We start from the raw sequence: 14,597 nt of genomic DNA on the forward strand, positions 1-14,597 counted from the left end.
CTACAGGATCTTCCATGTCGGTTCCCTTCGTTCACCTGCGCGTCCACTCCGAATTCTCGCTGGTCGACGGCCTGGTGCGGATCAAACCGCTGGCCAAGGCGCTGGCCGGGATGAACATGCCGGCGGTGGCAATCACCGACCAGAGCAACATGTGCTCGCTGGTCAAGTTCTACAAGACCGCCATGGGCGCCGGCATCAAGCCGATCTGCGGCGCCGACCTGTGGCTGGCCGCTGCCGACCCGGAAGCACCGCTGTCGCGTATCTGCTTCCTGGCCATGAACCCCAAGGGCTACCGCAACCTCACCGAGCTGATCTCGCGCGGTTGGACCGAGGGCCAGCGCAATGGCCTGGTCATCCTCCAGCGTGAATGGATCGCCCCTGCCAGCGAGGGCCTGATCGCCCTTTCCGCAGGCAAGGAAGGCGATATCGGCATGGCCTTGCTGGCAGGCAAGGACGATGAAGCCGAGGCCCTGCTGCAAGACTGGATGGGCATGTTCCCCGAGCGCTTCTACGTCGAGGTGCAGCGTACCAACCGCGCTCGCGACGAAGAGTACGTGCACGCCGCCGTGGCGTTGGCTGACAAGTTCGGCGCTCCGCTGGTGGCAACCAACGACGTGCGTTTCATCAAGCAGTCGGACTTCGATGCACACGAAACCCGCGTATGCATCGGTGAGGGCTGGACCCTCGACGACCCGCGCCGGCCAAGGATGTACAGCGACCAGCAGTACCTGAAGTCGGCCGAGGAAATGGCCGAGCTGTTCAGCGACCTTCCCGACGCCATCGCCAACACTGTCGAGATTGCCAAGCGCTGCAATATCCAGGTGCAGTTGGGCAAGTACTTCCTGCCCGACTTCCCCACGCCCAACGGCATGGGCATCGATGACTACCTGCGGCATGTGTCCCACGAAGGCCTGGAAGAGCGCCTGGCGGTGCTGTGGCCGAAAGAGACCACGCCCAATTACGAAGAGAAGCGCCAGGTCTATCTGGACCGCCTGAAGTTCGAACTGGACATCATCATCCAGATGGGCTTCCCCGGTTACTTCCTGATCGTGATGGACTTCATCAAGTGGGCCAAGAACAACGGCGTGCCGGTGGGCCCGGGCCGGGGGTCGGGTGCCGGCTCGCTGGTGGCCTACGTGCTGAAGATCACCGACCTCGACCCGCTGGCCTACGACCTGCTGTTCGAGCGCTTCCTCAACCCTGAACGTATTTCCATGCCCGACTTCGACGTCGACTTCTGCATGGATGGCCGTGACCGGGTGATTGACTACGTGGCCGAAGCCTATGGCCGCAACGCGGTCAGCCAGATCATCACCTTCGGTACCATGGCGGCGAAGGCGGTAGTGCGAGATGTAGCGCGGGTGCAGGGCAAGTCCTACGGCCTGGCCGATCGCCTGTCGAAGATGATCCCCTTCGAAGTGGGCATGACCCTGGAGAAGGCCTACGAGCAGGAAGAGATCCTGCGCGACTTCCTCAAGGGCGACGAAGACGCCCGCGAGATCTGGGACATGGCGCTGAAGCTCGAGGGCGTGACCCGCGGTACCGGCAAGCACGCCGGTGGTGTGGTCATTGCCCCGACCAAGCTCACCGACTTCTCGCCGATCGCCTGTGACGAAGAGGGCGGCGGCCTGGTAACCCAGTTCGACAAGGATGACGTCGAGGCGGCCGGCCTGGTGAAGTTCGACTTCCTTGGTCTGCGGACCCTGACCATCATCAAGTGGGCGATGGAGATCATCAACCGCGAGCAGGCCAAGAAGAACCTGCCCGACGTCAACATCGACTTCATCCCGCTGGACGACCGCAAGACCTACGAGCTGTTGCAGAAGGCCGAAACCACGGCGGTGTTCCAGCTTGAATCGCGGGGCATGAAGGAGCTGATCAAGAAGCTCAAGCCCGACTGCCTGGAAGACCTCATCGCACTGGTGGCGCTGTTCCGCCCAGGCCCGCTGCAATCGGGCATGGTGGACGACTTCATCAACCGCAAGCACGGCCGCGCCGAGCTGGCCTACCCCCATCCGGACTACCAGTACGAAGGCCTGAAGCCGGTGCTGGCACCGACCTACGGCATCATCCTGTATCAGGAACAGGTGATGCAGATCGCCCAGGTGATGGCTGGGTATACCCTCGGCGGCGCCGACATGCTGCGCCGTGCGATGGGTAAGAAAAAGCCCGAGGAGATGGCCAAGCAGCGCGGTGGTTTCATCGAAGGTTGTGCCAACAACAATATCGATGCAGACCTGGCCGGCAACATCTTCGACCTGGTGGAAAAGTTCGCCGGCTATGGCTTCAACAAATCCCACTCCGCCGCCTATGGCCTGGTGTCGTACCAGACCGCCTGGCTGAAAACCCACTACCCGGCGCCGTTCATGGCTGCGGTGTTGTCGGCGGACATGCACAACACCGACAAGGTGGTGGTGCTGGTCGAGGAAGTGCGCAGCATGAAGCTGCGCCTCGACGCGCCGGACGTGAACTTCTCGGACTTCAAGTTCACCGTCAACAATGACGGGCGCATCGTCTACGGCCTGGGCGCCATCAAGGGTGTCGGTGAAGGACCGGTGGAGGCGATCGTCGAGGCCCGCGCCCAGGGTGGCCCGTTCAAGGACCTGTTCGACTTCTGTGAGCGCATCGACCTCAAGCGGGTCAACAAGCGTACCCTCGACGCATTGATCCGCAGCGGTGCGCTGGACCGCCTGGGCCCGCACTTCCATGACGAGATCAAGGCCTACCACGCCAACATCGACATCAATCGTGCAACCTTGCTTTCGGCGCTGGGCGAAGCCATCAAGGCTGCCGAGCAAGCCGCCCACACCGCTGACAGTGGCCATGTCGACCTGTTCGGCGGCATGTTCGAAGCGGCGGATGCCGACGTCTACGCCAACCACCGCAAGGTGCGCGAACTGACCCTCAAGGAACGCCTGAAGGGCGAGAAGGACACTCTTGGCCTGTACCTCACCGGCCATCCGATCGACGAGTACGAGACCGAGATCCGCCGCTTCGCTCGCCAGCGCATCATCGACCTCAAGCCGTCACGCGATACCCAGACCATTGCCGGCATGATCATTGCCCTGCGGGTGATGAAGAACAAGAAGGGTGACAAGATGGGCTTCGTCACCCTGGATGACCGCTCCGGCCGCATCGAGGCATCGCTGTTTGCCGACGCCTTCATGGCGGCACAGTCCTTGCTGCAGACCGATGCCATGGTGGTGGTCGAAGGCGAGGTCAGTAACGACGACTTCTCCGGTGGCCTGCGCCTGCGGGTGAAGCAGGTGATGACCATGGAGGATGCGCGCACCAAGCTGGCCGAGAGCCTGCGCCTGAAGGTGGCACACGAAGCGCTCAAGGGCGACCGGCTGAAGTGGCTGGGCGAGCTGATCACCCGCCATCGCGGCGCTTGCCCGATCACCCTCGAGTACACCGGCAGCGACGCCAAGGCCATGCTGCAGTTTGGCGAACAGTGGGCTATCGACCCGGCCGATGGGCTGATTCAGGCGCTGCGTGACCAGTTCGGGCGTGAGAACGTCTTCCTGCAATATCGTTGAACCGACAAAAATTTAATCTCGACCTGAATGCGCCTGATCCCTTAAGGTAGGGCGCCAAACGGATCAACCGGCCGGCCGCCTGGCCGTAGACCCTAGACGGATGACTATGAACCCGAATTTTCTCGATTTCGAACAGCCGATTGCCGACCTGCAAGCCAAGATCGAAGGCCTGCGCCTGGTAGGCAACGACAACTCGCTGAACATCAGCGATGAAATTGCCCGTCTGCAAGACAAGAGCAACACCCTGACCGAAAGCATCTTCGGCAACCTGACCAGCTGGCAGATCGCCCGCCTGGCCCGTCATCCGCGTCGTCCTTACACCCTGGACTACCTGGAGCACATCTTCACCGAGTTCGAAGAGCTGCACGGCGACCGCCACTTCGCCGACGACGCTGCCATCGTCGGTGGTACCGCGCGCCTGGACGGCAAGCCGGTCATGGTCATCGGCCACCAGAAGGGCCGTGAAGTGCGTGAGAAGGTACGCCGCAACTTCGGCATGCCGCGCCCTGAGGGCTACCGCAAGGCCTGCCGCCTGATGGAAATGGCCGAGCGCTTCAAGATGCCGATCCTGACCTTCATCGACACCCCTGGTGCCTACCCAGGCATCGACGCCGAAGAGCGCAACCAGAGCGAGGCCATCGCCTGGAACCTGCGCGTGATGGCGCGCCTGAAAACCCCGATCATCGCCACCGTGATCGGCGAGGGTGGTTCGGGCGGTGCGCTGGCCATCGGCGTGTGTGACCAGTTGAACATGCTGCAGTACTCCACCTACTCGGTGATTTCGCCGGAAGGCTGCGCCTCGATCCTGTGGAAGACTGCCGACAAGGCAGCTGATGCAGCCGAAGCCATGGGCATCACTGCCGAGCGCCTGAAGAGCCTGAACATCGTCGACAAGGTCATCCAGGAGCCGCTGGGCGGCGCTCACCGTGACCCGGCGAAGATGTCGGAAAGCATCCGTGCCGACCTGGTGCAGCAGTTGGACATGCTCGGCAAGCTCGACCATGACGCGCTGCTGGCCCGCCGTTACGATCGCTTGATGAGCTACGGTCTCTGATAGCGAGATGAATGGCACCGGCTTCGCCGGTGTGCGCGGGTGAACCCGCTCCCGCAGGTATTGCGCAGCCCTCTGAAACGGCGCGATCCCTGTGGGAGCGGGTTCACCCGCGACTGCATACTCGAATTGAGTGCGGGTTCGATGATCAACCTCACACCTTGGCTCAACGCCCCCACCTGGTACATCGCCTTCTCCGGCGGCCTCGATTCCACCGTCCTCCTGCACCTGCTGGCTGACTACGCCCGCAATCACGCATCACCTCCACTGCGCGCCATCCACATCCATCACGGCCTGCAAACCGCCGCCGATGCCTGGCCCGCCCACTGCCAAACCGTCTGCGACAATCTCGGCATCGAACTCCAGGTCATCCACGTCCAGGTCACCCCCGGCGCCAGCCTCGAACAGGCCGCCCGCGACGCCCGCTATGCTGCCTTCAGGCAAGCCCTCGGCCCGGGTGACATCCTGTTCACCGGCCAGCACCGCGAAGACCAGGCCGAAACCCTGCTGTTCCGCCTGCTGCGCGGCGCAGGCCTGCGTGGCCTGGCTGCAATGCCGGGGCAGCGCGCACTAGGGCAGGGCAGCCTGGTCAGGCCATTGCTGGGCTGTTCCCGTCAGCAGCTGCAGGACCACGCCGAGGCCAATGGGCTGGACTGGATCGATGATCCATCGAACGCTGACACACAATTTGCCCGCAACTACCTGCGCAGCGAAGTGTTTCCGCTACTTCGGCAACGTTGGCCACAAGCCAGCCAGAACCTGGCCCGCGCCGCCGAGCACCTGGGCGAAGCCCTGGGCCTGCTGGACGAACTGGCGCAGGACGACCTGGCGCTCGCCGGGGAGGGCGCGCCGGTGGCCTGGCCGGGGCTGGACTCCCTCGACCTGGCCACCCTGCTGGCGCTGTCGCCGGCCCGTCAGCGCAATGCCCTGCAATACTGGCTGAGCCGCCGTACCCGCCTGCCTGACACCCGGCACTGGGCCGGCTGGGCGGACCTGTGCGATGCCGCCGCCGATGCCCAGCCCGTCTGGCGCCTTGCCGATGGGCAGCTGCTGCGCGGTCATGGGCGCATCTGGTGGTTGAGCGGTGACTGGCTGCAACTGCCCGTCGGCGAACTGGCCTGGGCCGATCCCGCCGAGTCTTTGCCGTTGCCGGGTAACGGCAGGGTGCGTCTTGCTGGCGCAGCGCCGCTGCACGGCTTGCGCATTGCCTACCGCCAGGGCGGTGAAGTGCTGGATGTCCCCGGCCGTGGCCGACGCGACCTGAAGCGCTTGCTCAACGAGTTGCAGGTGCCGCTCTTCCTGCGCCCGCGCCTGCCATTGCTGTACCAGGGCGAGCGGTTGCTGGCGGTGGCCAACCTGCCCGGGCTGGTGCAGGCGGATTGCCAGCTGTATTGGCAATTGCCGACGAACGCGCAAGGTTTGAGCTGAAGGGTACATTCGGGTAGACTACCCTCCCTTCTTGATACAGCTTCTGTGGGTTCCGCGAAAACACAGGAGTTGCCGATTACCAAGCAGTTTTTTGCTGGGCTGATTCTTAAAATGACGAGCGAGCTCCATGCCGGGATATTCCTGGTCTGTACAGACGCGGCAGTTTTTCGAGATGCACTGTGATTGACGCAGGTGATCGGGGGCTTCGGCCTTCCTTCGCTTTCTCCGGCGGCGCTGGCCGCCTTAACGCAGACTTCTAGGGTTTTTCATGACGCGCTACATATTCGTCACGGGCGGTGTTGTTTCTTCATTGGGGAAAGGCATTGCCTCGGCTTCCCTGGCGGCCATCCTGGAAGCGCGGGGCCTGAAGGTCACCATGCTCAAGCTGGATCCGTACATCAACGTCGATCCGGGTACCATGAGCCCGTTCCAGCACGGTGAAGTGTTCGTCACCCACGATGGCGCCGAGACCGACCTCGACCTGGGCCATTACGAGCGGTTCATCCGCACCACCATGACCCAGAACAACAACTTCACCACTGGCCGCATCTACGAGCACGTACTGCGCAAGGAGCGTCGTGGTGATTACCTGGGCGCGACCATCCAGGTCATCCCGCACATCACCGACGAAATCAAGCGTCGCATCATCAAGGGCGCCGGCGATGCCGACGTGGCCCTGGTGGAAATCGGCGGTACCGTGGGTGACATCGAGTCGCAGCCGTTCCTCGAGGCCATCCGCCAGCTGCGCGTCGAAGTGGGCTCCAAGCGCGCCATGCTGATGCACCTGACCCTGGTCCCGTACATCGCCACCGCTGGCGAGACCAAGACCAAGCCGACCCAGCACTCGGTGAAGGAGCTGCGCTCCATCGGCCTGCAGCCTGACGTGCTGATCTGCCGCTCCGACCACCCGGTCGATGCCTCGTCGCGTCGCAAGATCGCGTTGTTCACCAACGTTGAAGAGCGCGCGGTGATTTCGCTGGAAGACGTCGACACCATCTACAAGATCCCGGGCGTGCTGCACGCACAGGGCCTGGACGACTTCGTCGTCGAGCGCTTCGGCCTGCAGTGCAATGGCGCCGACCTGTCCGAGTGGGACAAGGTGGTCGATGCCAAGCTCAACCCTGAGCACGAAGTGACCATCGCCATGGTCGGCAAGTACATGGAACTGCTGGATGCGTACAAGTCGCTGATCGAAGCGATGAGCCACGCCGGCATCACCAACCGCACCAAGGTCAACCTGCGCTACATCGACTCGGAAGACATCGAGAACCAGGGCACCAGCCTGCTCGAAGGCGCCGATGCCATCCTGGTGCCGGGCGGTTTCGGCCTGCGCGGCGTGGAAGGCAAGATCACCGCGGTGCAATACGCCCGTGAGAACAAGGTGCCGTACCTGGGTATCTGCCTGGGCATGCAGGTGGCCGTGATCGAATTCGCCCGTAACGTGATGGGCTGGAAAGACGCCAACTCCACCGAGTTCGACCGCAACAGCGGCCACCCGGTAGTCGGCCTGATCACCGAGTGGGCCGATGCCACCGGTGCCGTCGAAACCCGCAGCGAAGCCTCCGACCTGGGCGGCACCATGCGCCTGGGCGCACAGGACTGCCAGCTGGCCGCCGGTTCCAAGGTGCACGACTGCTACGGCAAGGACGTGATCACCGAGCGTCACCGTCACCGCTACGAAGTGAACAACAACCTGCTGCCGCAACTGGTCGATGCCGGCCTGGTGGTTTCCGGCCGTTCCGAAGACGGTGCGCTGGTGGAAGTGGTCGAGTCCAAGGACCACCCATGGTTCGTCGCCTGCCAGTTCCACCCGGAATTCACTTCGACTCCGCGTGACGGCCACCCGCTGTTCAGCGGCTTCGTCAAGGCAGCCCTGGCTCAGAAGAACAAGGCCTGATCAATGACCCAGAAGATCATTCGCGTCGGTAACATCGAGATCGCCAACGACAAGCCGTTCGTCCTGTTCGGCGGCATGAACGTCCTGGAGTCCCGTGACCTGGCAATGAAGGTCTGCGAGGAGTACGTGCGGGTGACCGAGAAGCTCGGTATCCCGTACGTGTTCAAGGCCAGCTTCGACAAGGCCAACCGTTCGTCGGTAACCTCGTACCGTGGCCCGGGCATGGAAGAGGGGCTGAAGATCTTCGAGGAGATCAAGCGCACCTTCAACGTGCCGGTCATCACCGACGTGCACGAGCCTTATCAGGCCGAGCCTGTAGCCAAGGTATGCGACATCATCCAGCTGCCGGCCTTCCTGTCTCGGCAGACCGACCTAGTGGTGGCCATGGCCAAGACCGGCGCAGTGATCAACATCAAGAAGGCGCAGTTCCTCGCACCCCAGGAAATGAAACACATCCTGACCAAGTGCGAAGAGGCCGGTAATGACCAGTTGATCCTCTGCGAACGTGGTTCGAGCTTCGGCTACAACAACCTGGTGGTGGACATGCTCGGCTTCGGCATCATGAAGCAGTTCGAGTACCCGGTGTTCTTCGACGTGACCCACGCTCTGCAGATGCCGGGTGGTCGCGCCGATTCCGCCGGTGGTCGCCGCGCCCAGGTCACCGACCTGGCCAAGGCCGGCATGAGCCAAGGCCTGGCCGGGCTGTTCCTGGAAGCCCACCCCGATCCGGACAACGCCAAGTGCGATGGCCCATGTGCCCTGCGCCTGGACAAACTGGAGCCGTTCCTGGCCCAGCTCAAGCAACTGGACGACCTGGTGAAAAGTTTTCCGACGGTAGAAACCGCGTAAAGCTCGATTCTCGGGTAAAGTACCGTCCGATCCACCCCTGACCAGTCGGTCAGGGGTTCCCTTCACCCGGCCTGCCCACTGCAAGTCTGCCCGGTGAACGGCAAGAATTTCCTAAGCTAAGTTGTTTTCGTCAATTCTGGAGTGCTTACAACAATGGCAAAAATCGTCGACATCAAAGGTCGTGAAGTTCTCGATTCGCGTGGCAACCCCACCGTGGAAGCCGATGTACTGCTCGACAACGGCATCATCGGCAGCGCCTGCGCGCCGTCCGGTGCTTCCACTGGCTCGCGCGAAGCGCTGGAGCTGCGTGATGGCGACAAGAGCCGTTACCTGGGCAAGGGCGTGCTGAAGGCCGTCGCCAACATCAACGGTCCGATCCGTGACCTGCTGCTGGGCAAGGACCCTGCCGACCAGAAGGCCCTGGACCGCGCCATGATCGAACTGGACGGTACCGAAAACAAGGCCAAGCTGGGCGCCAACGCCATCCTGGCTGTTTCCCTGGCTGCCGCCAAGGCCGCTGCCCAGGACCAGGACCTGCCGCTGTACGCGCACATCGCCAACCTGAACGGCACCCCGGGTCAGTACTCGATGCCGGTACCGATGATGAACATCATCAACGGTGGCGAGCACGCCGACAACAACGTCGACATTCAGGAGTTCATGGTTCAGCCGGTTGGCGCCAAGACCTTCTCCGACGGCTTGCGCATGGGTACCGAGATCTTCCACCACCTCAAAGCCGTGCTGAAGGCCCGTGGCCTGAACACTGCCGTTGGTGACGAAGGTGGTTTCGCCCCTAACCTGGCTTCCAACGAAGACGCCCTGGGCGCCATCGCCGAAGCCGTCGAGAAAGCCGGCTACAAGCTGGGCACCGACGTGACCCTGGCGCTGGACTGCGCGGCTTCCGAGTTCTACGAAGACGGCAAGTACAACCTGTCCGGCGAAGGCAAGTCGTTCGACGCCGAAGGCTTTGCCGAGTACCTCAAAGGCCTGACCGAGCGCTTCCCGATCATCTCGATCGAAGACGGCCTGGACGAGTCCGACTGGGCAGGCTGGAAAATCCTCACCGACAAGATTGGCGCCAAGGTGCAACTGGTAGGTGACGACCTGTTCGTGACCAATACCAAGATCCTCAAGGAAGGCATCGAGAAGGGCATCGGTAACTCGATCCTGATCAAGTTCAACCAGATCGGCTCGCTGACCGAAACCCTGGAAGCCATCCAGATGGCCAAGGCTGCTGGCTACACCGCGGTGATTTCGCACCGTTCCGGTGAAACCGAAGACTCGACCATTGCCGACCTGGCCGTGGGTACCGCTGCTGGCCAGATCAAGACTGGTTCGCTGTGCCGTTCCGACCGCGTTTCCAAGTACAACCAGCTGCTGCGCATCGAAGAGCAGCTGGGTGCCAAAGCGGTTTACCGCGGTCGTGCCGAGTTTCGCGGCTAAGCAAGAGATGGTAAAAAGACAGCAGCCGGAGTTGTAGGAACGTTCGTACTGTTCTTTCCTACATTCCAACGGGTTTCTGTCGACGAAGCCTGGCCTCGGCCAGGCTTCGTGCTATTCGAGGCCCCGAAGTAAATAATACCCGGCAGCCTTTTTAACCTGGATAACGTGATGCGCAGTCCCTATTGGTTGTTCCTCGTCCTGCTCCTGCTGCTGGGTGGCCTGCAGTACCGCCTTTGGGTGGGTAATGGCAGCCTGGCGCAAGTGACCGAGCTGAAGCAGCAGATTGCCGAGCAGCATGCCGAAAACGAGCGCTTGCTCGAGCGCAACCGCGTGCTCGATGCCGAAGTGCTGGAGCTGAAAAAAGGCATGGAGACCGTTGAAGAGCGGGCTCGCCACGAATTGGGGATGGTCAAAGAGGGCGAAACCCTCTTCCAGTTGCCACAGAAATGATCGAAACCTTACCGGCCTTTTGGGCCGTGATTCCTGCTGCGGGCATAGGTGCCCGCATGGCTGCCGACCGCCCCAAGCAGTACCTGGAGCTGGCCGGGCAGACCATTCTCGAGCACAGCCTCGACTGTTTTCTTGGCCACCCGATGCTCAAGGGCGTGGTGGTCAGCATTGCCGAAGATGACCCGTACTGGCCTGGCCTGCGCTGCGCCAGTGACCCGCGCATCCAACGCGCGGCGGGCGGACGCGAGCGTGCCGACTCGGTACTCAATGCCTTGCTGATGCTGCATGCCCAAGGGGCGGCGGACAGCGACTGGGTGCTGGTGCATGATGCCGCGCGCCCGAACCTGGCGCGCAGCGATCTGGACAAGCTGTTGTCGGACCTGGCGGATGACCCGGTGGGTGGCCTGCTGGCGGTACCGGCGCGCGATACCCTCAAGCGGGCCGATGCCGATGGCCGGGTGGGTGCTACTGTCGACCGTAGCACCATCTGGCAGGCCTATACGCCGCAGATGTTCCGCCTGGGGGCATTGCATCGGGCGCTGGCGGAGTGCCTGGTGTCGGATGTGCTGGTAACCGACGAGTCGTCCGCAATCGAGTGGTCCGGCCAGGCACCGCGGCTGGTCGAAGGGCGCAGCGACAACATCAAGGTGACCCGGCCGGAAGACCTGGAGTGGTTGCGCCAGCGTTGGGCAGGGCGCCGCTGAATTTCTTGTTCCTGTACCGGCCTTTTCGCGGGTAACCCCCCTCCCACAGGTATCGCACATCCCTTCAGGCTGGCGCTGTACCTGTGGGAGCGGGTTTACCCGCGAAGAGGCCAGAGCAGCCAGCACAAGGTTTCAGTTCAAGCGATACTCCGGCAACCCCGCCAATCCTTCCTTCAGGTAATCCACCAACCGCCGCACCTTCGGCGACAGGTGCCGCTGCTGCGGATACAGCGCCCACACCGCCGTGTTCGGCGGCTGGTGCGCCTCCAGCAACGACACCAGCGCGCCACTGTTCAGGTGCTCCAGCACATAGTAATCCGGCAGTTGGCACAACCCCATTCCCAGAAGCGCCGCGTCAAGCACCGCCTGCCCGCTGTTGCAGCGCCAGTTGCCCTGGACGCGCTGGCTGATCTCGCGGCCGTCCTGCTGCAGCGCCCACAAGTCCGAACTGCCCACCAGGCAATTGTGCCGCGCCAGTTCCGACAGGCTGTGTGGCCGACCATATCGTTCCAGGTAGGCCGGCGAGGCGCACAGGTACATGCGCCGGGGCGCCAGGCGGGTTGCCACCAGTCGCGAGTCGGCCAGCCGGCCCAGGCGAATGGCCAGGTCCATGCCTTCATGCAACAGGTCAAGGGTGTGGTTGCTCAGTTCCACATCCACCCGCAGCTGCGGGTACAGCGCCATGAACCGCGTCACCAGCGGCACGATGAAGCGCTCACCATAGGCCACCGCGCAGGTCATGCGCAGCAACCCCTTGGGCTCGCTGGCCAGGTCGCCCATGGCGCGCAGGGCTTCCTCGCGGCCATCCTGCAGGCGCTGGCAGTGCTGCAGGAATGTCTGCCCGGCCTCGCTCAGGGTCACCCGGCGGGTACTGCGGTACAGCAGGCGCGTTTGCAGTCGTTCCTCCAGCCGGGCGATCTGCCGGCTGATGTGCGATGAGGAAACCCCCAGGCGCTCGGCGGCCGCGGTGAACTGGCCCGACTCGGCCACCGCGACGAATTCGTCGATACCTTCCCAGCGGCTGCTCATGGATTATCCCTGTATGGCAATAATGTTTTGTCTTTGTCCGGATTATTCATCAAAAGGCGGTGAATTACACTGCCAGACTGAATCGACCCTCTGTCTGGAGACCTTTGATGATCAAGTCCCGTGCTGCGGTAGCCTTCGAAGCCAAGAAACCCCTGGAAATCGTCGAAGTCGACGTGGCCATGCCCAAGGCCGGTGAAGTGCTGCTGCGCGTGGTCGCCAGCGGTGTCTGCCACACCGATGCCTACACCCTGTCCGGCGCCGACCCGGAGGGTATCTTCCCGTCGATCCTCGGCCACGAAGGTGGCGCGATCGTCGAAGCGGTAGGCGAGGGCGTTACCTCGGTCGCCGTTGGTGACCACGTCATTCCGCTGTACACCCCGGAATGCGGCAAGTGCAAGTTCTGCCTCTCGGGCAAGACCAACCTGTGCCAGGCCATCCGCGCCACCCAGGGCAAGGGCCTGATGCCGGACGGCACCACGCGCTTCTCCTACAAGGGCCAGCAGCTGTTCCACTACATGGGTACCTCGACCTTCTCCGAGTACACCGTGCTGCCGGAAATCTCCGTGGCCAAGATCCAGAAAGAAGCGCCGCTGGAAAAGGTCTGCCTGCTGGGTTGTGGCGTCACCACCGGTATTGGCGCGGTGCTCAACACCGCCAAGGTCAAGCCGGGTGACACCGTGGCCATCTTCGGCCTGGGCGGCATCGGCCTGTCGGCAGTGATCGGTGCGGTCAAGGCCAAGGCGTCGCGCATCATTGCCATCGACATCAACCCGGCCAAGTTCGAAATCGCCCGCCAGCTGGGTGCCACCGACTGCATCAACCCGAAAGACTACGACCGCCCGATCCAGGAAGTGATCGTCGACCTCACCGACGGCGGCGTGGACTTCTCCTTCGAGTGCATCGGCAACGTGCAACTGATGCGTGCTGCGCTGGAATGCTGCCACAAGGGCTGGGGCGAGTCGGTGATCATCGGCGTGGCCGGCGCAGGCCAGGAAATCGCCACTCGTCCGTTCCAACTGGTCACCGGCCGCGTATGGCGTGGTTCGGCATTCGGCGGCGTGCGTGGTCGCAGCGAGCTGCCAAGCTACGTGGAAATGTCCGAGAAGGGCGAGATCCCGCTGGATACCTTCATCACCCACACCATGGGGCTGGAAGACATCAACAAGGCTTTCGACCTGATGCACGAAGGCAAGAGCATCCGCAGCGTGATCCACTTCTGAGGTTTGCCATGAGCCTGGATAACATCTCCTGCCAGAAGAGCTTCGGCGGCTGGCACAAGCGTTACCGGCATCACTCCAAGGTGCTGGGTTGCGACATGGTGTTCGCCGTCTACCTGCCACCGCAGGCCGAACAGGGCGAGAAGCTGCCGGTGCTGTACTGGCTCAGCGGCCTCACCTGCACCGACGAGAACTTCATGCAGAAGGCCGGCGCCCAGCGCCTGGCCGCGGAGCTTGGGTTGATCATTGTCGCCCCCGACACCAGCCCGCGTGGCGAGCAGGTGCCGGGCGACCCGGACGGTGCCTGGGACTTCGGCCTGGGTGCCGGCTTCTATCTCAATGCCACTCAGCAGCCGTGGGCCCAGCACTACCGCATGCACGACTATGTGGTGGAGGAGTTGCCTGCGTTGATCGAGGCGCACTTCCCGGCCTCGGGTGAGCGCAGCATCAGTGGCCACTCCATGGGGGGGCATGGTGCGCTGGTGTGCGCTTTGCGCAACCCGGGGCGCTACCGTTCGGTGTCGGCGTTCTCGCCAATCAGCAACCCGATGGATTGCCCGTGGGGCGAGAAAGCCTTCAGCCGCTATCTGGGTGAAGACCGTGCGCGCTGGCGTGAGTGGGATGCCAGCGTGCTGCTTGCCGAGACCCCGGCCGGCGAATGCCCGCCGTTGCTGGTGGACCAGGGCGACCGCGACGACTTCCTCGAGAAGCAGCTCAAGCCTGAAGCGCTGGAGCAGGCGGCACGCAAAGGCGGGCATGAACTGACTCTGCGCCTGCAGCCTGGCTACGACCACAGCTACTACTTCATCGCCAGCTTCATCGAGGAGCACCTGCGTCATCATGCGGTGGCGCTGGGGCGGGTCTAAGGCGTAGCTGGTGTTTGCTTGATCGCCTGCAGGAGCAGCCTTGTGCTGCGAATGGGCTGCGAAGCAGACCTGGGTCTGACGCTATCGCCGATATTGCCGGGGCCGCTTTGCGGCCCATTCGCAG

General features: G+C 63.0%; 11 protein-coding genes. 10 read left to right on the plus strand and 1 reads right to left on the minus strand.

The window, feature by feature from the left end; genetic code table 11:
* The first annotated feature begins 14 nt into the window (after positions 1 to 14).
* From dnaE to ispD, 8 genes are all read left to right on the plus strand, one after another.
* Positions 15 to 3,539, plus strand: a complete 3,525-nt coding sequence (dnaE, locus tag V3314_RS09545; protein ID WP_046616626.1) for a DNA polymerase III subunit alpha — start codon at positions 15 to 17, stop codon at positions 3,537 to 3,539.
* 106 nt (positions 3,540 to 3,645) lie between these two features.
* Positions 3,646 to 4,593, plus strand: a complete 948-nt coding sequence (gene accA, locus V3314_RS09550; protein WP_046616627.1) for an acetyl-CoA carboxylase carboxyl transferase subunit alpha — start codon at positions 3,646 to 3,648, stop codon at positions 4,591 to 4,593.
* 141 nt (positions 4,594 to 4,734) lie between these two features.
* Positions 4,735 to 6,018: a tRNA lysidine(34) synthetase TilS gene (tilS, locus tag V3314_RS09555; RefSeq protein ID WP_085602081.1), complete on the plus strand. Its 1,284-nt coding sequence runs from the start codon at positions 4,735 to 4,737 to the stop codon at positions 6,016 to 6,018.
* A 268-nt stretch (positions 6,019 to 6,286) separates the two neighbouring features.
* Positions 6,287 to 7,915 carry a CTP synthase gene (locus tag V3314_RS09560; RefSeq protein WP_025337984.1) on the plus strand — a complete coding sequence of 543 codons (1,629 nt, stop codon included), beginning with the start codon at positions 6,287 to 6,289 and terminating at the stop codon, positions 7,913 to 7,915.
* A gap of 3 nt (positions 7,916 to 7,918) precedes the next feature.
* Positions 7,919 to 8,764, plus strand: a complete 846-nt coding sequence (gene kdsA / locus V3314_RS09565) for a 3-deoxy-8-phosphooctulonate synthase (RefSeq protein WP_025337985.1) — start codon at positions 7,919 to 7,921, stop codon at positions 8,762 to 8,764.
* A gap of 153 nt (positions 8,765 to 8,917) precedes the next feature.
* Entirely contained in the window at positions 8,918 to 10,207 is a 1,290-nt protein-coding gene (gene eno, locus V3314_RS09570) for a phosphopyruvate hydratase (protein WP_013971266.1), read from the plus strand.
* A 168-nt stretch (positions 10,208 to 10,375) separates the two neighbouring features.
* Positions 10,376 to 10,657 carry a cell division protein FtsB gene (ftsB, locus tag V3314_RS09575; protein WP_004375443.1) on the plus strand — a complete coding sequence of 94 codons (282 nt, stop codon included), beginning with the start codon at positions 10,376 to 10,378 and terminating at the stop codon, positions 10,655 to 10,657.
* Entirely contained in the window at positions 10,654 to 11,361 is a 708-nt protein-coding gene (gene ispD, locus V3314_RS09580) for a 2-C-methyl-D-erythritol 4-phosphate cytidylyltransferase (RefSeq protein ID WP_046616629.1), read from the plus strand. The genes ftsB and ispD overlap by 4 nt, the downstream gene beginning before the upstream one ends.
* 132 nt (positions 11,362 to 11,493) lie before the next feature.
* Here ispD and V3314_RS09585 read toward each other — a convergent pair whose 3' ends face one another.
* On the minus strand, positions 11,494 to 12,390 hold the full coding sequence (locus V3314_RS09585) for a LysR substrate-binding domain-containing protein (RefSeq protein ID WP_046616630.1): 897 nt from the start codon (positions 12,388 to 12,390) through the stop codon (positions 11,494 to 11,496).
* Between the two features lie 107 nt (positions 12,391 to 12,497).
* On the opposite strand from V3314_RS09585, the gene V3314_RS09590 reads away from it, so the two are divergent.
* Positions 12,498 to 13,610 carry an S-(hydroxymethyl)glutathione dehydrogenase/class III alcohol dehydrogenase gene (locus tag V3314_RS09590; protein ID WP_016712915.1) on the plus strand — a complete coding sequence of 371 codons (1,113 nt, stop codon included), beginning with the start codon at positions 12,498 to 12,500 and terminating at the stop codon, positions 13,608 to 13,610.
* A gap of 8 nt (positions 13,611 to 13,618) precedes the next feature.
* Positions 13,619 to 14,473 (plus strand): S-formylglutathione hydrolase, encoded by an 855-nt coding sequence (gene fghA, locus V3314_RS09595; RefSeq protein WP_025337989.1) that lies wholly within the window; start codon positions 13,619 to 13,621, stop codon positions 14,471 to 14,473.
* The last annotated feature ends 124 nt before the right edge of the window (positions 14,474 to 14,597 follow it).

The organism is Pseudomonas sp. TE3-3-F2023, from assembly GCF_036784815.1.
Taxonomy (GTDB): domain Bacteria; phylum Pseudomonadota; class Gammaproteobacteria; order Pseudomonadales; family Pseudomonadaceae; genus Aquipseudomonas; species Aquipseudomonas pudica.